This is a genomic window from Halalkalicoccus tibetensis (assembly GCF_037996645.1).
GTDB classification, from domain to species: domain Archaea; phylum Halobacteriota; class Halobacteria; order Halobacteriales; family Halalkalicoccaceae; genus Halalkalicoccus; species Halalkalicoccus tibetensis.
The window spans coordinates 352526-370535 of the sequence record NZ_JBBMXV010000003.1 but is presented as its reverse complement, the minus strand read 5'-3'; the positions used below and the strand labels follow the sequence as shown (position 1 = coordinate 370535).

General features: G+C 65.4%; 25 protein-coding genes and 2 tRNA genes. 18 read left to right on the top strand and 9 right to left on the bottom strand.

The genetic code is table 11. The features are described from left to right. Window positions 1-118 precede the first annotated feature (118 nt). The 4 genes from WOA58_RS10430 (at window position 119) to WOA58_RS10415 (ending at window position 3222) form a co-directional block, all read left to right on the top strand. Complete coding sequence (locus tag WOA58_RS10430; protein WP_340604132.1) at window positions 119-1111, top strand: radical SAM protein; 993 nt, start codon at window positions 119-121, stop codon at window positions 1109-1111. Window positions 1112-1294: 183 nt separating this feature from the next. Next, window positions 1295-1765 carry a TRAM domain-containing protein gene (locus WOA58_RS10425; protein ID WP_340604131.1) on the top strand — a complete coding sequence of 157 codons (471 nt, stop codon included), beginning with the start codon at window positions 1295-1297 and terminating at the stop codon, window positions 1763-1765. Window positions 1766-1775: 10 nt separating this feature from the next. After that, window positions 1776-2252 (top strand): Tfx family DNA-binding protein, encoded by a 477-nt coding sequence (locus tag WOA58_RS10420; RefSeq protein WP_340604130.1) that lies wholly within the window; start codon window positions 1776-1778, stop codon window positions 2250-2252. Between the two features lie 163 nt (window positions 2253-2415). Beyond that, entirely contained in the window at window positions 2416-3222 is an 807-nt protein-coding gene (locus WOA58_RS10415; protein ID WP_340604129.1) for an alpha/beta fold hydrolase, read from the top strand. A 277-nt stretch (window positions 3223-3499) separates the two neighbouring features. On the opposite strand, the gene WOA58_RS10410 is transcribed toward WOA58_RS10415, so the two are convergent. Further along, window positions 3500-3805 (bottom strand): hypothetical protein, encoded by a 306-nt coding sequence (locus WOA58_RS10410; protein WP_340604128.1) that lies wholly within the window; start codon window positions 3803-3805, stop codon window positions 3500-3502. A gap of 495 nt (window positions 3806-4300) precedes the next feature. Beyond that, window positions 4301-4585 carry a DUF7091 family protein gene (locus WOA58_RS10405; protein ID WP_340604127.1) on the bottom strand — a complete coding sequence of 95 codons (285 nt, stop codon included), beginning with the start codon at window positions 4583-4585 and terminating at the stop codon, window positions 4301-4303. Window positions 4586-4689: 104 nt separating this feature from the next. On the opposite strand from WOA58_RS10405, the gene WOA58_RS10400 reads away from it, so the two are divergent. From WOA58_RS10400 to WOA58_RS10375, 6 genes are all read left to right on the top strand, one after another. Further along, window positions 4690-5292 carry a superoxide dismutase gene (locus WOA58_RS10400; protein WP_340604126.1) on the top strand — a complete coding sequence of 201 codons (603 nt, stop codon included), beginning with the start codon at window positions 4690-4692 and terminating at the stop codon, window positions 5290-5292. A 2-nt stretch (window positions 5293-5294) separates the two neighbouring features. Further along, window positions 5295-6071: a superoxide dismutase gene (locus WOA58_RS10395; RefSeq protein ID WP_340604125.1), complete on the top strand. Its 777-nt coding sequence runs from the start codon at window positions 5295-5297 to the stop codon at window positions 6069-6071. A gap of 92 nt (window positions 6072-6163) precedes the next feature. Beyond that, entirely contained in the window at window positions 6164-7093 is a 930-nt protein-coding gene (locus WOA58_RS10390; protein ID WP_340604124.1) for a replication factor A, read from the top strand. Continuing rightward, a complete protein-coding gene (locus tag WOA58_RS10385) occupies window positions 7094-7711 on the top strand; it encodes an RPA family protein (RefSeq protein ID WP_340604123.1) in 618 nt (205 codons plus the stop codon). Window positions 7712-7791: 80 nt separating this feature from the next. Then, window positions 7792-8010: a hypothetical protein gene (locus WOA58_RS10380; RefSeq protein WP_340604122.1), complete on the top strand. Its 219-nt coding sequence runs from the start codon at window positions 7792-7794 to the stop codon at window positions 8008-8010. A 53-nt stretch (window positions 8011-8063) separates the two neighbouring features. After that, window positions 8064-8480: a ribbon-helix-helix protein, CopG family gene (locus WOA58_RS10375; RefSeq protein WP_340604121.1), complete on the top strand. Its 417-nt coding sequence runs from the start codon at window positions 8064-8066 to the stop codon at window positions 8478-8480. On the opposite strand, the gene WOA58_RS10370 is transcribed toward WOA58_RS10375, so the two are convergent. After that, window positions 8477-8932, bottom strand: coding sequence for a DUF5814 domain-containing protein (locus WOA58_RS10370; RefSeq protein ID WP_340604120.1), 456 nt, complete (start codon window positions 8930-8932; stop codon window positions 8477-8479). The two genes, WOA58_RS10375 and WOA58_RS10370, sit on opposite strands and share 4 nt — an antisense overlap. Before the next feature lie 83 nt (window positions 8933-9015). Here WOA58_RS10370 and WOA58_RS10365 point away from each other — a divergent pair. Then, window positions 9016-9088 (top strand) — tRNA-His (locus tag WOA58_RS10365). A gap of 282 nt (window positions 9089-9370) precedes the next feature. Next, window positions 9371-10129: a TrkA C-terminal domain-containing protein gene (locus WOA58_RS10360; protein WP_340604119.1), complete on the top strand. Its 759-nt coding sequence runs from the start codon at window positions 9371-9373 to the stop codon at window positions 10127-10129. 95 nt (window positions 10130-10224) lie between these two features. Here the strand turns inward: WOA58_RS10360 and WOA58_RS10355 are convergent, their stop codons facing one another. Continuing rightward, a complete protein-coding gene (locus WOA58_RS10355; RefSeq protein WP_340604118.1) occupies window positions 10225-10353 on the bottom strand; it encodes a phosphohydrolase in 129 nt (42 codons plus the stop codon). A gap of 129 nt (window positions 10354-10482) precedes the next feature. Here WOA58_RS10355 and WOA58_RS10350 point away from each other — a divergent pair, with 129 nt between their 5' ends. Then, a complete protein-coding gene (locus WOA58_RS10350) occupies window positions 10483-10914 on the top strand; it encodes an Hsp20/alpha crystallin family protein (protein ID WP_340604117.1) in 432 nt (143 codons plus the stop codon). 16 nt (window positions 10915-10930) lie between these two features. Here the strand turns inward: WOA58_RS10350 and WOA58_RS10345 are convergent, their stop codons facing one another. After that, window positions 10931-12181 carry a M50 family metallopeptidase gene (locus WOA58_RS10345; protein ID WP_340604116.1) on the bottom strand — a complete coding sequence of 417 codons (1251 nt, stop codon included), beginning with the start codon at window positions 12179-12181 and terminating at the stop codon, window positions 10931-10933. 52 nt (window positions 12182-12233) lie between these two features. Then, entirely contained in the window at window positions 12234-13142 is a 909-nt protein-coding gene (locus WOA58_RS10340; protein WP_340604115.1) for a universal stress protein, read from the bottom strand. Window positions 13143-13220: 78 nt separating this feature from the next. On the opposite strand from WOA58_RS10340, the gene WOA58_RS10335 reads away from it, so the two are divergent. Next, window positions 13221-13592, top strand: coding sequence for a cupin domain-containing protein (locus WOA58_RS10335; RefSeq protein ID WP_340604113.1), 372 nt, complete (start codon window positions 13221-13223; stop codon window positions 13590-13592). A 44-nt stretch (window positions 13593-13636) separates the two neighbouring features. Beyond that, window positions 13637-15688: a DEAD/DEAH box helicase gene (locus tag WOA58_RS10330; RefSeq protein ID WP_340604112.1), complete on the top strand. Its 2052-nt coding sequence runs from the start codon at window positions 13637-13639 to the stop codon at window positions 15686-15688. An 8-nt stretch (window positions 15689-15696) separates the two neighbouring features. Here the strand turns inward: WOA58_RS10330 and WOA58_RS10325 are convergent, their stop codons facing one another. Together WOA58_RS10325 and WOA58_RS10320 are read right to left on the bottom strand one after the other, a co-directional pair. After that, window positions 15697-15825: a hypothetical protein gene (locus WOA58_RS10325; protein WP_340604111.1), complete on the bottom strand. Its 129-nt coding sequence runs from the start codon at window positions 15823-15825 to the stop codon at window positions 15697-15699. Between the two features lie 158 nt (window positions 15826-15983). Beyond that, complete coding sequence (locus WOA58_RS10320; protein WP_340604110.1) at window positions 15984-16247, bottom strand: pro-sigmaK processing inhibitor BofA family protein; 264 nt, start codon at window positions 16245-16247, stop codon at window positions 15984-15986. 68 nt (window positions 16248-16315) lie between these two features. Here WOA58_RS10320 and WOA58_RS10315 point away from each other — a divergent pair. The 3 genes from WOA58_RS10315 (at window position 16316) to WOA58_RS10305 (ending at window position 17582) form a co-directional block, all read left to right on the top strand. Further along, window positions 16316-16388: transfer RNA gene (locus tag WOA58_RS10315), tRNA-Pro, on the top strand. Window positions 16389-16583: 195 nt separating this feature from the next. Beyond that, window positions 16584-16898 carry a HalOD1 output domain-containing protein gene (locus WOA58_RS10310; protein WP_340604109.1) on the top strand — a complete coding sequence of 105 codons (315 nt, stop codon included), beginning with the start codon at window positions 16584-16586 and terminating at the stop codon, window positions 16896-16898. Window positions 16899-16967: 69 nt separating this feature from the next. Next, entirely contained in the window at window positions 16968-17582 is a 615-nt protein-coding gene (locus WOA58_RS10305; RefSeq protein WP_340604108.1) for a DUF420 domain-containing protein, read from the top strand. A 100-nt stretch (window positions 17583-17682) separates the two neighbouring features. Here WOA58_RS10305 and WOA58_RS10300 read toward each other — a convergent pair whose 3' ends face one another. After that, entirely contained in the window at window positions 17683-17898 is a 216-nt protein-coding gene (locus WOA58_RS10300) for a hypothetical protein (protein WP_340604107.1), read from the bottom strand. Window positions 17899-18010: the final 112 nt, after the last annotated feature.

The following is an 18010-nucleotide window of genomic DNA, read 5'->3' as shown; positions in this document are numbered from 1 at the left end:
GGGTGCCGACACGCGAGCTAGGCGGGCAGGGATATATGCCCCGTCGGGAGGCCACAAGCGTTTCCGGGACCGATCGGGACCGGTCGGCTTTTGACGATGGGACCGCTACTCCCCATGAATGATCTCCAAGGGCTGTGAACAGTGCGCCGAAGGGGGGAAGATGGTGCTGTTCGTCTACGGCTACTGCGACCAGCGCGACTGCTTCTACTGTCCCTTGGGGGAGAACCGCAAGAACGTCACCCAGGTCTACGCCAACGAGCGCCCCGTCGAGAGCGACGAGGACGTCATCGAGGAGGCCAAACGGATGGACGCGCTGGGCACCTCGCTGACGGGCGGCGAGCCCCAGGAGGCCATGGAGAAGACCTGCCGGTACCTGCGCCTGCTGAAGGAGGAGTTCGGCGAGGACCACCACACCCACCTCTACACCGGGATCACCGGGGGCCGCGAGAACATGCGCCGGCTCAGCGAGGCCGGGCTCGACGAGATCCGCTTTCACCCGCCGCTCGAGCTCTGGGGCGAGATGCACGGCACCGAATGGGAGGAGATCCTGCATATCGCCCGTGAGGAGGGACTCACTCCCGCGTTCGAGATCCCCGGCATCCGCGCCGAGCCCGAGTTCCTCGAGTTCCTCGACGAGGGCGCGGCCGACTTCTGTAACATCAACCAGTTCGAGATGAGCGACGGCAACTACAGGAGAATGCAGGAGGAGGGCTACGAGCTCGAGGACGGCCACATGAGCGCCGTCGAGGGCTCGAAGGCGATCCTCGATCAGATGGGCGACCATCCGAAGGTCTACTTCTGTACGAGCGTCTTCAAGGACGCCGCCCAGCACCGCAACCGCCTGAAACGGATGGCCCGCAACGTCCGCCGGGAGTTCGACGAGATCACCGACGACGGGACCCTGGTGTACGGGAAGACCCGGACGCCCGAGGCGCGCCTCCGGGACCTGGGCGTGCCCGAGGAGTTCTACAGGACGAAGTCCGAGCACGTCGAACTGGCGTGGTGGCTGCTCGAGGAGATGGTCGAGGAGGGCGATCTGACGGAGGGCGAGATCGTCGAGCAGTACCCGACCTACGACGGGACCGTGGTCGAGCGAACGCCGCTGGCGTAGGCGGTACGGTTCTCCAGAGGTTTCTCCGCGAGCGCCGAAGGCGCGAGCGGTAGAGCGGACTGACCAGCGGGAAGTCCGCTCGCTTTTGATCGACCTTTTGCCGAGTGAGCGAGCGCCAGCGAGCGAACGCAGCGCAAAAGGTCGGTCGTAAGCGTTTAGCCCGCTGCTTTGCTATCCTCCCGTATGTCGGACTGTCCGCTCGCAGACGAGTGCCCGAGCTTCTCGGAGCGCATCGCGGGGATGGGGTGTCAACATTACGGGGACCGCGGCGGCGCCGAGTGGTGTAACCACTACGGCCAGCCGATCAGTGAGCTCAAACAGCAGCCCGTCCAGCCGGGCGAGGAGGTCGTCGTCGAGGTCGACGACATGCACGAGAGCGGCGCCGGCGTCGGCCGGACCGACGACGGGTTCATCGTGATGATCGACGGGATCCTTCCCAGAGCGCGCGCCCGGGTGAAGATCACCACGGTCCGCTCGAACCACGCCCGGGGCGAGGAGATCGAGCGCCTCCCGCTCAACCCCGAGAGCGACGAGGACGAGTCCGAAGCGGACACCGATGGGGACGAAGACGAGGGGGATGAGGAAGAGGACGAGCGGACGAGAAAACCGGACCGCGAGCGGCTCGGAAGCCGCGACAACTTCTGGGGCGCGTAGCCGTCCCGCCATGAGCGAGCCGACCGACTACGACGTGGACGCCCTGCTCGACCAGGTCGGGTTCGATCCCGAACGGAACGTCCTCACGCGTCGACAGGCAGAAGTGCTGGCGCTCCGCGAGCGCGACGTCCCGCAGGCAGCCATCGCCGAGCGCTTAGGGACCTCCCGTGCGAACGTCTCGAGCATCGAGGCAAGCGCCCGAACGAACGTCGAGAAGGCCCGCGAGACGATCGCGTTCGCCGAGGCGCTCAACGCCCCGGTTCGGATCGAGGTCGCCGCGGGAACCGACCTCTACGACGTCCCCTCTCGCGTCTACGCGGCCTGCGACGACGCCGAGGTGAAGGTCAACCAGACCGCCCCGGAGCTGATGAAGTCCGTCAGCGACGCCGCGGGCGACGCGATCAGCGGTCGCGAGGTCAAACGCGACCTACTCGTCGGCGTGACGATGGACGGAATCGTCCGCGTCCGCCGCCAGGAACTCGATTGAGTCCCCATTCTCCATCCGATAGGACGGGGTCGGGTCCGACCCGATAAACCAGTAATGGCGATATAGAAGTGTCGAGGCGGGGCCGATCCAACCGGGACCCGCTCGACGTTCCGGAACGGCGTACCAATGAGCTAAACGGGCTCATACCGTGTGTCGAAACGACATGAGCCGAGCGACGGAGGAAATCGACCGATCGAGCATCGAGGTGGCCGGCCCGGAGGACGCCCAACCGATCGTGTTCGTCCACGGGGCCATGTTTACCCGGAAGATGTGGGTCCCTCAGCTCGACGCGCTGTCGGACGAATACCGGGTCATCGCGCTGGATCTGCCCGGCCACGGTACGCACGCTGACGAAACGTTCCGCATGGAGCCGGCGCTCGACCTGCTCGACGAGGTCGTCGAGTCGGCCGCCGGCGGACACGCGATCCTCGTCGGGCTCTCGCTCGGCGGGTACGTCTCGACGGCGTACGCGAATCGCCACCCCGAGAAGGTCGACGGGCTCGTGCTCGCGGGCTCCAGCGCTAACCCGGTCGGGAGGACGGATCTCCTCACCCGGGCGGTCGGCAGCGTCTCCCGTCTCGCGACCAGAAGCGATCTCGTCGAGCGCGGCGTCCAGCGAGCCGGCAAGCGCTGGGTCCGCAAGCGTGACCTGTCCGAGGGGACGAAAGAGGAGATCATCGACTCCGGGATCTACCCCAGACAGTTCGGGGAGGCCGGGCCCGACCTCCGCGGGACGGATTTCCGAAGCGCGCTCGCGTCCTACCCCGGACCGACGCTCGTTCTCAACGGGGAACGGGACCTGATCATGCGACGCGGCGAGGACGACCACGCCGCGGCCGGTCAGGACTCCTACACCGCCGTGATCGACGGCGTCGGCCATATCAGCAACCTCCATCGTCCGGAGGCGTTCACCGACGCCATACGCCAGTTCGAACGGAAAGCGGTGTCCGGCCGGGACGACGCCGCCTGAGGATGACGAGGACCGCTTCTACGCCGTCGAAGACCCGCCGAGACGCGTCTCTCGGCCCGCCTCGGGATGGAGGAAACGACGACCGCGCCCTGCAGTTACGAACGACAGAAAACGTGCACGACTTTCTATCACTGTATACAGCTGTTGGTACTGTCTTCATTTCATAGTCAGAATAGATGAAGCATCTGCTATGTAGGACTGCATACTGAATACGGTATTCTGGTTGGAGCTACTTGCAAAGAAGAACACTGATTCGCTCTGTAGACCCTTTCCTGGATCATCCGGACGTGATGAACCCCATTGAAACGAAAATAACGATCATAATAAGCGCGCTCCCTCCGAGCACTTGACCGATCCGTAGGTATCGTTGAGTATTCTGATATACTCTTCCAGTGACAACACCAAAAGAGGTGATGAGAACACCTAGGCAAACTGCAGTCACTAAACTAATCCACAGGACGATCTGTATATCTTGAAGATTAGGATCTAAGAACCAATGAATATACAGAGTGTGAATGGCCCAGACTGCAGCAAAGATTCCCGCTGCCACTTCCCATTTTGAGCGAGGATTGAACCAATTCATACGTATAAATACATTCTACAAGCTAAATATGTTTCGCACAAAACACTATCACATATTTTTAAAAGTTCGGAAACCGGAGAACCAACAAGAATCTTTCCTATAATATGTGTTTGTTAGTAGATTTCTTAGTTCAGGTAGCGATCTATGATGAGTTCAGATCGAAACCCCGGATAACAGCTCAGCGCTTTTTGGAGATAGTTGATCAGAGGTTGAGTACGTTACTTGGATAACGGCGGTCGTGCTTGCAAGCGGATAGCAGCAGCTCTCCGATAGCGACATTTATTCTCGACATTTATCGGAAATTAGAAAAGCCATAAGATTTCTTATCCATTTTAGCGGCGGAAAGTAGCTGACTCTGCGAGTAGGGAGGATAATTTCTGGAAGGTCGTTCCTGTTATTCAGGGGATTCGCAACTACTGCGTTCCGATTCGATATCGTCGCATAAGGTTTATCTCTCGTCCGGCAGGGGATCCCCTCCCGAATCGGGAACAGGGGTCACCAGGTCTCGATGGTTCCGCCGTGGAGGTCCTCGACACAGCCCTCGCAGTCGGGGTGGCCCGCCTCGAAACAGGTCGGGCGGTCCTCGGCGTCGAGCGCGACGGCGCGCCTCTCCGCGTGGCGCCGACAGACGATCCGCGCACGACCGGACTCGTCGCGCGGGACGTCGATCTCGGGGCCGGAGTCGCGGCCGTCGCGGTAGGAGCTGCGGGCCTCCTCGTACTGCCGGCCCGCCTCCCGGAGCTTCGAGCGCAGGAAACGGCTCATCCGTCGGTCGACCATACCGTCCGATAGCGTGGCGCTACACAAAGTCCCGTCGCCCCGATGCCGGCGGAGGGTCCTGCACCCACAGTGAAGTGAGTGGACGACCAATCGAGGAGTGGGACATGAGCTACGAACTGCCGGAGCTTCCGTACGATTACGACGCGCTCGAGCCGACGATCGACGCCCGGATCATGGAGCTGCATCACTCCGCACACCACCAGGGCTACGTCGACGGCGCGAACGCCGCGCTCGAGGAGCTCGAGGAGATGCGCGAATCTGGCGATTTCGAGGGAATCAAGCACGTAAAGCGCGATCTCTCCTTTAACCTCTCGGGACACGTCAACCACGCCATCTTCTGGGAGAACATGAGCCCCGACGGCGGCGGCGAGCCCGGCGGCGAACTCGCGGACGCCATCGCGGACGATTTCGGCTCGTTCGAGGCGTTCCGGAGCGAGTTCTCGGCAGCGGCGGAGGCCGTCGAGAGCAACGGCTGGGCCTGGCTGTTCTACGAACCGGTCGCCGACCAGTTGATCGTCGGCCAGGTCGAGAGCCAGAACCGCCTCGCCCACCAGGGCGCGAAACCCCTGCTCGGACTGGACGTCTGGGAGCACGCCTACTACCTCCAGTACGAGAACGAGCGCGGCGAGTACGTCGATTCGTGGTGGGACGTCGTCGACTGGGACGACGTCGCCCAGCGCTACGACGACGCACGGTCCCAGGAGTAACCATGAGCCGGGACATCCCGCTCGTCGAGCTACACCGCCGACGGGTGCTCCAGGGGCTCGGCCTCGCGGGCGCCGGCGCGGGCGCGCTACTCGGTACCCAGGGCGTCGGCGCGGACGATCGCGACAAGGACGAGGAAACGGAGTCGGACGTCGATCTCGAGGGCGCGTACGGCGGCGGGGAGTACACGCTGCCCGAACTGCCCTACGACTACGACGCCCTGGAACCCGCGATCGACGCCCGGATCATGGAGCTGCACCACTCCGCACACCACCAGGGCTACGTCGACGGGACGAACGCCGCGCTCGACGAGCTCGAGGGGATGCGCGAGGCCGACGACTACGAGGGGATCAAGCGCGCGAAACGCGACCTCTCCTTTAACCTCTCGGGGCACGTCAACCACGCCATTTTCTGGGAGAACATGGATCCGGAGGGCGGCGGCGAACCCGAGGGGAAGCTCTGTGACCGCCTGATCGAGGACTTCGGTTCGGTCAGCGCCTTCCGCGAGGAGTTCTCGGCGGCCGCCGAGGCCGTCGAGAGCAACGGCTGGGCCTGGCTGTTCTACGAGCCGCTCGCCGACCAGTTGATCGTCGGCCAGGTCGAGAGCCAGAACCGCCTCGAACATCAGGACGCGACGCCGCTTCTGGGGCTGGACGTCTGGGAGCACGCCTACTACCTCCAGTACGAGAACCGACGGGGGGAGTACGTCGACTCGTGGTGGGACGTCGTCGACTGGGACGACGTCGCCCAGCGCTACGAGGCGGCGCTGTCGTACTGGTAGACCACTTTCACCCCGCTCGCGGAACTTTTTATACCATCGGGCACCAACAGCGGTATGTCTCCCATTGAAAACGAAGCGGAGACAGTGAGACCATGACAGACCTGCGACAGCACGCGGAAAGCATAGCGGACCAGTTCTCCGAACATCTCGACGTCAGTACCGACGAGGTCGAGTCCCGGCTCGAAACGCTCGTCACCGAGTACAAGATCCCCGCGGAGGAGGCGCGCCGGAGCGTCACGAACCACTACCTCGACGAGGCGGGATTGGATCGTGACTCGCTTGGCGGCGGCTCGAACGACGACGTCCAGCTCGCGGAGGTCGACGCCGCCGAACAGTGGGTCGACCTCACCGCGAAGGTCGTCGACCTCTGGGAGCCCCGAAGCGACTCGATCGCCCAAGTGGGGCTGCTGGGCGATCCGTCGGGCACCCTGAAGTTCACCAAGTGGGCCAAATCCGACCTCCCCGAGCTCGAGGAGGACGGCGTCTACCGGCTCGAGAACGTCGTCACCGACGAGTACGAGGGTCGGTTCTCGGTGAAGCTCAACCGCACGACCACGATCACCGAGCTCGACGAGGAGCTCGAGGTCGGCAACGACGAGAGCGAGATCGAGGGCGCGTTCGTCGACGTCCAGTCGGGCTCGGGGCTGATCAAGCGCTGCCCCGAGGAGGGCTGCACCCGCGTCCTCCAGAACGGCCGGTGTTCCGAACACGGCGAGGTCGAGGGCGAGTTCGACCTCCGGATCAAGGGCGTCCTCGACGACGGCCGCGAGGTCCAGGAGGTAATCTTCGACCAGGAGGCCACCGAGGAGGTCGCCGGGATCGGCCTGGAGGAGGCAAAGCAGATGGCGATGGACGCGCTCGATACGACGGTCGTCGCCGACGAGATCCGCGGCGAACTCCTCGGACGGTACTACCGGGTTCGCGGCCCGACGTTCGGGCGCTACGTGCTCGCCGACGCGGTCGAGGAGCTCGGCGCGCCGACCGATCCCGAGGAGACGCTGATCAAAGCGAGGTCGATCTAAATGAGCCAAGCACCCACCCGCGAGCTCGCCCAGCGCGTGTTCGCGAGCGAGTTCAACGACGCCGGCTACACGTTCAAGGAGAGCGACGACGAGCGCGCGCCGCTGTACGCGTTGCTCCCGACGGGCGCGCGCGCGAACCGCGTGTTCATCGTCGGCACGCTGACCGAGAAGAGCGACGTCGGCGAGGACAGCGAGTACTGGCAGGGTCGGATCGTCGATCCCACTGGTACCTTCTTCGTCTACGCCGGCCAGTACCAGCCCGAGGCCGCGAACTTCCTGCGGGAGGCCGAGCCACCGGCGTACGTCTCGATCGTCGGCAAGCCCCGGACCTACGAGACCGACGAGGGCGACGTCAACGTCTCGGTCCGTCCGGAGTCGATCACCGAGGTCGACGTCGGGACGCGGGACCGCTGGGTCGTCGAGACCGCGGAACGGACCATCGAACGCATCGAGGCGTTCGACGACGAGGCCAACGAGTACGCCTCGATGGCCCGCGAGGAGTACGACCTCCCGGTCAAGAACTACCAGCGTGACCTGCTCTCGGCGCTCGAAAGCGTCGAGGACGGCGAGAGCGAAGGCGAGGCCGAAGAGGAAGAGGCGACCGAGCCCACGGCCTGACGAACCGCCGTTTTCGACCGATCACGGCCATACGGGCCGTTCGAGCAGTTCACTGACCGCCCGATAGCGGACGCTTCGACATGAGATCGGACCCGAACCAGCGACGAGCACGTACCGACCCCGACCGGGAGGCCTCGCCCAGCGGCGGCTGGCGGGCAGTGTACGCCGCGATGGGGATCTCGCCGGACGGGGCCACGGAGAGCCAGCGGACGGAGGAGGAACGACGCCGGACCGACAGTCAGGATTCGCCGACGCCGGAGCCCGTTGAGGGGACGCGCGAGACCCCGGCGAGACCGTAGGCGACCGGCGTCTGACAAACCCTTAAGTATTCTGCGAGGCGAAATGGGGGCGAATGGGCAACAAGAACAAGACCATCTCCTTTCGCGTCAACGAGGACGTCTTCGAGACGCTGCGCGAGATCGCCGAGGAGCGCGACATCTCGCTGTCGGCCGTGTTCCGCGACTACGTCGATACGCTGGTTGCCCACGACGGCCAAGTCCAGGTGGTCCCCGAGCACGAGGCCGACGCAGACGCGACTGAGGAGTTCCCGCCGCGCGTCGAGGTGCCGAAGAGCTTCGTTCGCGAACACGAGCGCCTCGAGCTCGAGGCCGAACACCTGCGCGACCAGCTCGACGAACATAAACGCTACATCACACAGCTCCGCCAGCAGCTCGACGACGGCGAGGAGATCGAGGAGGTCGTCCACCTAGAGGAGCTCGATCGCGAGAACGGGAAAAGCGAGGCCGAGGACACTTACAGGCTGGGTTAACCCGAGAGTTCGCGTTTCTTCGAGCCGGCCGAGCGCTCGACCTCGTCGTTGCTCTCGACGCTCGCGAGCGCCTCGACCGCTTCGAGGGTGCGGACCGAGTCGTCGAGGAAGGAGAGCACGTCGCCCGGATAGGCATAGACCATGTAGTCGTCGGTCATCACGTCGACGATCGCCTCGGGGCCCAGACCCTCCGCCCGGAGCTCGAGGAGATACCGCATGAACTTCTGCTCGGGGTGCCCGCAGTAGGGATTGGTGTCGCAGTCGCAGTCGAGGAAGTCCTGCGTGAAGTCAAGCACCCGCTCGCGGGAGGTCTCGTCGAGCTTCTCCAGTCCTTCGCCCTGGAAGAGCAGGTCGAGCGTCGCGCCCTTGAACGCCCCCTTCGGGATCGAGGTCTCGAGCTGGGAGGCGAGCTGGCGGTGGTTCTTCACGTAGATCTTGTCGGTGATGGCCACTGAGCACTGGTACGCCATCGTGGAGAAAAAGCGTTCGGAAGTCGTAACGTATTTTATCCACAGGGCGATTACGGACGTGTGTGTCCGGGTTGGGGTAGTGGACTATCCTTCAGCCTTGTGGAGGCTGAGACGCGGGTTCAATTCTCGCACCTGGACCTTTTCGGGACGAACGGACGTGAGGAGCGAAAAGTCAAACGAAGAGAATCGAAGCAGGGAGTGAAGCGAGCGGAGCGAGCGAAACGACCGAGGTTCAATTCTCGCATCTGGACCTTCTTCCGAGCGATAGTTCGTGAGCGCGCGCTTTCGGTAGAGAGCACCGCGAACGAACGCTGAAGCGGGGACGTGCAACGCCGCGTGGGCCCATCGGCCGACGACGATCGAGGCCTCTCCGTCTTTCGGTTTCGTGGTGCTCATACGGATCCGTCCCCTACCGTCGGTATGGTGGTGGAATCGGCCCCACACGCGGTTCTGCTCGTTCTCGCGCTCTCCTTGCTGATCAGTCGGATCGGGGCGGTCGCGTTCGAGATGACCGGCCTCTCGCCCGACATCGCCTCCTTCCAGGCCAGGTCGGCGCTGTCGGGGGCGGGCTATACGACCGACGAGGCCGAACGGGTCGTCGCGACGCCGGGCAGGCGGCGGATCGCGAGCACGCTCATCCTGCTCGGCAACGTCGGGGTCGTGAGCGGGATCGGCGCGTTCGTCCTGACGTTCACGAACGGTGGCGGCGACCTGGTGACGCTCGCGTACCTGTTCGGCGGCTCCGTCGTGATACTCGGGTTCGCGCGGAGCCGCTGGCTCAACAAGGCGGTGACGCCGATGATCGAGTGGGCGCTCAGCCGCACGACGGACCTCGAGCTCCGCGACTACACGCGGATGCTCGGCCTCCAGGGCGATTACCGGGTCTCCGAGGTCGATATCCAGTCGGGGACGTGGCTCACCGGCGGGACGCTCCGCGATCTGGACCTCTTCTCGGAAGGGGTGCAGGTGCTGGCCGTCGACAAGGCCGACGGGCCGTACGTCGGCGCGCCGGGACCCGACACCGAGATCGAAGCCGGCGATACGGTCGTCCTCTACGGGAAGGACCACCGGTTACAGGAGCTATCGACCCGCAGGCTGGGGGACGAGCAGGCCCACCAGGACGCGATCGCCGACCACGAGCGCCACCTCGAATCGCAGGTTCGTCAACTGGAAGGATAGGTTGGCCCCCGAAGCGACGGGAGCCCTCGTCGACCGGCGACGTCCCTGGCCGGTGGCTCTTCTGGATATCGTGCGAGAACGGACGGGAAAACGGCTTACTCCGAGGGGTCGTTGCCACGCTGGAACAGGTAGGTCATCTCCCACAGCGCCGACTCGAAGTCCTCCTCGCCCGCGGCGTTCTCGAGCTGACGGTACAGCGTGTCGGAGACGGTGATCTCTGGCATCACCTCACTATACAGACGCTTGCCATAAGAAGTTACTGCGATTCGGAATCGAGTTAATAGTTCGGAGCAGTGCTATCATACCCCTCTGAATTCTTATATAGAACTGCAAACAACATACTACTGTTCATTATGGCAATGCGACGATACCCCTTCGAGGAGATGGAACGGATGATGGAACAGATGCGCCGCTCGATGTGGGAGGGCTGGGACGGCCGCCCGTCGCTCGGGGCCGGCGAGCACAGCGACATCAACCTCAGCCTCGAGACTGGCGAGGAGGGCTACGTGGTCCTCGCGGACATGCCCGGCTTCGAGCGCGAGGAGATCGACCTCCGGTTCGAGGACGGTGCCCTCTCGATCGGGGCGACCCACGAGACCAGCGAGGACGACGGCGCCACGACCCGACGCCACAGCCGCCGCGTCCACGGGCAGCTGGCGGTACCCGGCGACGTGATCGAGGAGGAGATCGGCGCCAGCTACCGCAACGGGGTGCTCGAGATCCACCTCCCGACCCGCGAGGAGGCCGACGACGAGGACGACGGAACGCGCATCGACATCGACTGAATCGGGTTTTTCGTACTCAGTGGTCCCAGCGGCTCTCGGAGTTCGAGTCGCGGTCGCGCGAGCCCATCGAGCGATCGGTCCCGCCCCGGTCGATCCGATCGGGGTCGCGCTCGTCGGCGGCCCGTTTCGCGGTCTCGATCGACCCGCTGGATTTGATGATGTTGAGCGCGGTCATCAGGTCGGTCCGCGAGATCAGGCCGACCAGATCGTCTTCCTGCACCACGAGCAGCCGGCCGATCCCGCCCTGTTGCATCCGGTTGAGCGCGTCCATCGCCTCGGCGTCGGGCCCGATGGTCTCGAGTTCGGTCGTCATCACGTCCTCGACGGTGAAGGCGTCGCGCTCGACGGCGTCGACCTGGCGGGCGTCCGAGAGGGTGACGACGCCGACAAGCCGGTCGTTCTCCATCACCGGGTAGCCGGTGTGGCGCTCGGAGAACATCCGCTCGAGGAGGTCGGCGATCGAGGTGTCGGGCGAGACGGTGTGGACGTCCCCCTCGGCGGTCATGATGTCGTCGACCCGGACCCCCTCGAAGGCCGCCTTCATGACGGTCTGTTGTGCCTCGCCCGAGGCAGCGATGTAGACGAAGAAGGCGAGCGCGATCAGGATGACGTTGAACTGCAGCAGGCCGAACAGTCCCATGAACAGCGCGAAGAGCTTGCCGACCTCGGCGGCGATCTGGGTCGCGCGCGCGAACGGGCGATTGCGCGCGAGCAGCGCCCGGAGGACGCGCCCGCCGTCCATCGGGAACGCCGGCAGCATGTTGAAGACCGCGAGCACGACGTTCAGCAGTGCCAGATAGGCGAGCACGAAGACGACGCCGTCGAGGCTCGCGGGAACGACGAACAACAGGAGATAGGAGCCGATCCCGACGGCGACGCTGACGATCGGGCCGGCGATGGCGATGGCGAACTCCTGTTTCCAGTCCTCGGGCTGGTCGGTGAGCTGGGCGAGCCCGCCAAGCAGCCACAGCGTGATCGAGTCGATGGGGTAGCCGTAGCGGACGGCCACCAGCGAGTGGCCCAGCTCGTGGAGGACGACGCCGCCGAACAGACCGATCGCCGCGGTGAGCCCGAGGATCCACGGTCGGTAGCCGGCCGTAAGCGCCGCGGTATCGAGGGTCGTCCCGAAGAGGGCGTTCAGCGGACCGACGAGCAGCTCTATCTGAGCGCCGATCAGCCACGCGAAGATCGGGAGGATCAGCAGAAAGGAGACGTCCAGCTTGATCGGGATCCCGAAAAGCGAGCCGATGCGAAAGCTCTTGAACATTACCGGGCGATACGGGCGGAGGACGTATAAAAGGCTTCTCGCCGGCCGACGGTCACCGATCCCAGAGCCGGCCCGCCACCCGGTCGAGGACGGACCGATCGGGTCGCCGGCGCGCGACGATCACGGACCGATCCGAACGTCGGCCGACGGCCTGCGGGACCGACCCTATGAGCCGGCGCCGGACCGGTCCGCGGCGGGTCGCCCCGAAGACGACCAAGTCGCTGTCGTCGGCCGCCTCGAGGACCGCGTCCTCGACGGAGGCCGACTCCGCGAGGCGGCTCTCGGACGGGGCCGTGAGCAGTCCAGCCGCTTCCTCGAGGACCCCACGCGAGTCGTCGCGCTCGGCGTCGGTCGCGCCGGGACCGACCACCGTCAGCAGCCTCACGGACGCGTCGTTCGCGCCCGCGATCGCGTCGGCGACCGAGGCCGCGAACGGGAGGTGCGGGCCGCCGGCGACCGGCAGCAGCACCCGCTCGACGCCGTCGGCGGTCGGGCCGATCCGCTCGACGAGCACGTCGCAGGGTGCACGCCGCAGGACGTCGTCGATGGTCGAGCCGAGGACGATCCCGTCGCGACGGGGCCGCCCGTGCCAGCCGACCAGCAGCGCGTCAGCGTCGACCTCGCGGACGAACGACCGCAGCGCGCGGCCGACATCGGTGCCGACGACCAGCCGCCCGTCGACGGGGACCGAGTCGCCGGCGACCTCCAGCGCCCGGTCGAGGATCTCGCGGCGGTCGCCCGCGTACTCCTCTCGGATCGCCTCGTCGGAGAACACCGAGAACGGGGACTCGCGGGGCTTGTGGACCACGGTGACGATCCGGACCTCGCCGTCGTTCGCGCGCGCGATGTCGACGGCGGTCCGCACGAGCTGGGACGCGTAGCTCGGGTTCCCGACGGCGACGACCAATCGATAGCCGTCGGCCCCGCCCGCGCCCTCGGATGTCGACCGGACCTCTCCCATGGTTGGTGTTATCACTCAGAGGGCAAAAGCGTTCAGTCGACGGAAAGACCGATAGGAGGGCGTTTCATAGGGAGCGACATGTCCGGAGACGTCGTCGTTCGTCGGGGCGAGACGGTCGAGTACGAGCCCGTCGAGGCCGCCGAGGGCCTCTCGAAGGGCGTCCTGCTCGACGAGAGCGATGGCGCGCCGAGCTTCGCGATGCGGCGCTTCACCCTCGCGCCCGGCGCGGAGGTGCCGAGACACACCAACGAGGTCGAGCACGAACAGTACGTCCTCGAGGGCGAGTACGTCGTCGGGATCGGCGACGAGGAACACGTCGTTTCGGCCGGCGACTCGCTTCTGATCCCCGCGGGCGTCGTCCACTGGTACAGGAACGAGGGGAGCGAGGCGGGGGCGTTCCTCTGTGCGGTCCCCAACGGCGAGGACGCGATCTCGCTGGTCGAGCCCTAAAGCGAAGTGATAGGCACAAATACCTCGCCTCCGTAGTACTGACAGTGTCAACGCAGCGCCAGCGGGTCGGGACGCTCTTCCTCCACGGAACCCGCGACGACTACCTCGCGGTGCCGCTCAGGGACGGCGAGCGGCTGTTCCAGGCCGTCCTCGAGCTGAAGGAGACGAGCGCGGGTCCGCGACCCGGGAAGTTCCGCATCAAGCGCGACTCGACCCAGGAGCCACGCAACCCCGAGGAGTTCGTCGAGTTCGCGCGCGGAGCCGATCGAATCAGGATCTCCGAGCAGACCTCGCGGGAGGGGCGCGAGGAGCTTCGGGAGATGCTCTCGGGCTACCAGCTCGACGCGCGCGTCGTCAGGACCTGTCGGCTCTGTGCATCGACGGGGCGGTTCTCGCCGATTACGGGCGAGACGGCGATCGAGACGGGCCGGGAACAGATCTGTCCGGACTGTGCCTTCGTCGAGCTCGAACGCGAGCTCTCGTACGCGGGTGGGGTCACCGGCGCGGCCGAGGACCGACTGAAGGACCTGCTGCTGGAGGTCCAGGACCTCGAACGGATCACGAACCTGCTGCAGGGCGAGCTCGACCCCGACCTCACGAAGTTCGACGAGATCAGCGCCACGACCGACGAGGTCAACCCGGTGCCCGTCTCCTCGCTCGATCTCCATCCGGAGCTGCAGGGCCTACTGGAGGGACGGTTCGACGACCTGCTGCCGGTCCAGAGCCTCGCCGCCGAGAACGGCCTCTTCGAGGGCCGGGACCAGCTCGTCGTCTCGGCGACCGCGACGGGCAAGACCCTCGTCGGCGAGATGACGGGGATCGACCGCGTACTGAAGGGCGAGGGGAAGATGCTCTTTCTCGTCCCGCTGGTGGCGCTCGCGAACCAGAAACACGAGGACTTCCGCGACGAGTACGGCGACCTCGCGAACGTCACCCTGCGGGTCGGCGCGAGCCGCGTCCGGGACGACGGCAACCGGTTCGACCCGAACGCGGACGTGATCGTCGGCACCTACGAGGGGATCGACCACGCGCTGCGCACCGGGCGGGACCTGGGCGACATCGCCACGGTCGTCATCGACGAGGTCCACACCCTCAAGGAGGACGAGCGGGGCCACCGCCTCGACGGGCTGATCGCCCGGCTGAAGGACTACTGCGAGCAGCGCGCGGGCAGGCGAGCGGGCTACGGAGGTGCCCAATGGGTCTACCTCTCCGCGACCGTCGGCAACCCCGAGTGGCTCGCGCGAAAGCTCGAGGCGCGCCTCATCGAGTTCGAGGAGCGGCCCATCCCGATCGAGCGCCACCTCACCTTCGCGGGCGGCGACGAGAAACCGCGCATCGAGAACCGGCTCGTGAAACGCGAGTTCGACCGGGAGTCCTCGAAGGGGTATCGCGGCCAGACGATAATCTTCACCAACTCCCGGCGGCGCTGTCACGAGATCAGCCGGAAGATCGAGTACGACGCCGCGCCGTATCACGCGGGCCTCGACTACGGGCAGCGAAAGAAGGTCGAGCGTCGATTCGCCGACCAGGAGCTCTCGGCGGTCGTGACGACCGCGGCGCTCGCGGCGGGGGTGGACTTCCCCGCCTCGCAGGTGATCTTCGACTCGCTGGCGATGGGCATCGAGTGGCTCTCGGTCCAGGAGTTCCACCAGATGCTCGGGCGGGCGGGCCGGCCCGACTACCACGACCGCGGGACGGTCTACCTGCTGGTCGAGCCCGACTGCTCCTATCACAACAGCATGGAGGGCACCGAGGACGAGATCGCGTTCAAGCTCCTGAAGGACGAGATGGAACCGGTCCGCACCCACTACGACGAGTCGGCGGCGATCGAGGAGACGCTCGCGAACGTGGTCGTCGGCGGCAAGCGCGCGAAATCGCTCAACGACCGGATGATCGGCGAGATACCGACCACCCACGCGATCGGCAAGCTGCTGGAGTACGAGTTCATCGACGGGCTCGACCCCACGCCGCTGGGCCGGGCCGTCACGCGACACTTCCTCGCGCCCGACGAGGCGTTCAAGATCCTCGACGGGATCCGCAAGGGCGAGGACCCCCTGGACATCGTCGCGACGATGGAGCTCCACGGCGAGGAGTGAACGCGAAGCTACGGCCGGGACCAGTCGACTCGCTCGCCACGCACGGGCTCGGCCTCGCTGCGCCGTCCCTCCGCGAACAGCAGCGTGAGCACTGCGAGGAGGACACCGATCCAACAGACCGCCAGGAACAACCACATCTCAGTGGCCCTCCGTTCGAGCGCGATCGATCGGTCGACCGTCGTGTCCGGGCATCATCCGTGAGGACGGTCCCCACTTACTTAAACGAATATATGAGCTGTATTTTGGGTGCGGTAGCGTTCCGAACCGGTACGGAACGGTACGGAGCGGTACGGAGTCAGATCGCGACGGGCGTGAATGCGATCCCCAGATAGGCGAGCAGGACGACGAGCACGGCCCCTGGGACGCCGCCGATCGCGACGATCAGGAGGACGAACGGGGTGATCTCGACGCCGAAGCCGAACATCGACGCGAGGATGAGGGCGAGAAGGCCGACGACCGCGTTGACGATGAAGGGGCGTACGGTGTGGATGACGCGGTACGAACCCAGCAGGAGGACGACGACGGCGACGAGGACCGCGACTTCGAGTCCAGTGACCATGCGACGGATAGGAGCGCCGGCGGTAAGAACGAAACGTTTTCGTCCTCGCCGACCGAAACCGGGTGTACGGGACCGTGGGGTAGCTTGGTATCCTTGCGGCCTTGGGTGCCGTTGACCCCGGTTCAAATCCGGGCGGTCCCATCGCGGTTCTACGGGAGGCGAACGTGGCGAGCGGCTCGCTCGTCCGCCCGGCTCCGGAGGCAGGAGAACGCGGTGGATGAGCGGAGTTCCAACTCGGTTCCCTGACGGTCGTACATCGGTTCCGTGCAGCAAATTTCAGGAAATGATAAAGACATATATCGGATAAGCTACGATGACGGACGAGGTACCCGGAGAATGAGCGCCAGGGATACGGAAACGGCGGCGACGCAGGACGTGGCCCGCGAGGACGGTGTCTATCGAACCAGCCACGACGAGGAGACGGGGCCGCTGTCGACGACGGTCGTTCTGGCGGTCTCTGAGGCCGCCGGGGCCGATCCGTCGGAGTTCCAGCTGTACACCTACGTCGATCCGGACTCGTTGGACGCGCTGTTCGACCCCACGACCGGAGCGGGCCGGGAGACCTACGTGGAGTTCGTCGCCCTCGAACACCGAGTGACGGTCTACGGATCGGGGGAGATCGAGGTCCAACCGGTCGGCTTCGAGTCATAGGCGCGGCTCGGTCGGGAGCGCGGCGGGCGAATGAGAGGTCATTTAGTGGCGGGCAACCAACAGTGAACAATGGCAACGGCAACCGTACAGCGGCGCGCGAGGAACCGACCACTGGCGGCCGCGATGGTGCTCACGGCGCTTGGCTACGCGCTCGTCATCGGGACCTTCGCCGGCGTCGTCCCGCTGTACCCCGACATCGGCGAACCGGGTGTCGACCTGCTCTCGCACGCGATCGCGATCGTCAACACGGTGACGACCGTCTCGCTCGTGCTCGGCTGGTACTGGATCCGCAAGGGCGAGGTCGGGAAACACAGGAACGCGATGGTGCTGTCGTTCGCCCTGATCGTGCTGTTCCTCCTGCTGTACCTCCCGAAGGTCGGTGGCGGCGGCGAGAAACACTTCGTCCTCGCCAGCCAGTACGCCTGGGTGCCGCTGTGGGACTGGATCCAGCCCGCCTACCTGATCATGCTCGCGATCCACATCGTCCTCTCGGTGCTCGCGGTGCCGCTCGTGCTCTACGCGATCGTCCTCGGGCTCACTCACACCCCGACCGAGCTGGCGGAAACCTCCCACGCACGGGTCGGCCAGATCGCCGCCGGATCGTGGATCCTCAGCCTAGTCCTCGGCGTCGTCACTTACGTCATGCTCAACCACCTCTACGCCGCGGAGTTCGCCCCGGCCTGATCGGGCGGGATACGAGTCCCCGATGGTTCGCGTCCTTCACAGGGCTCATGGTGATCGGAGAGGAAGACAACCGATCGCCGGTCCCACGACGTCGTCCGAGCTACACCAATAACGAGACGATCCCCAGCACGATACAGGCGGTGCTGAACCACCGGGTTCGCGCCAGCGAGAGCCACCGTACGTCCCACGCGTTCGCGAGGATGGTCACGAGTGCGAGCACGAAGAAGGTCAGCGACGCTTCGAAGACCGTCACGCCATCCTCCTCCCTATCGCCGAAGAGCGTCCGCTCACGAGCGTCGATAGGCGATCCAGCCACTTTGTTATAGATCTCCTAACCACGATAGAAACGTCAGACGATGGTTCGACGGAGGCCCACGTCCGGTTCGGCGGCCGGCACGGATCGGCTCGGCCCCGTTCCGGAGCGAACC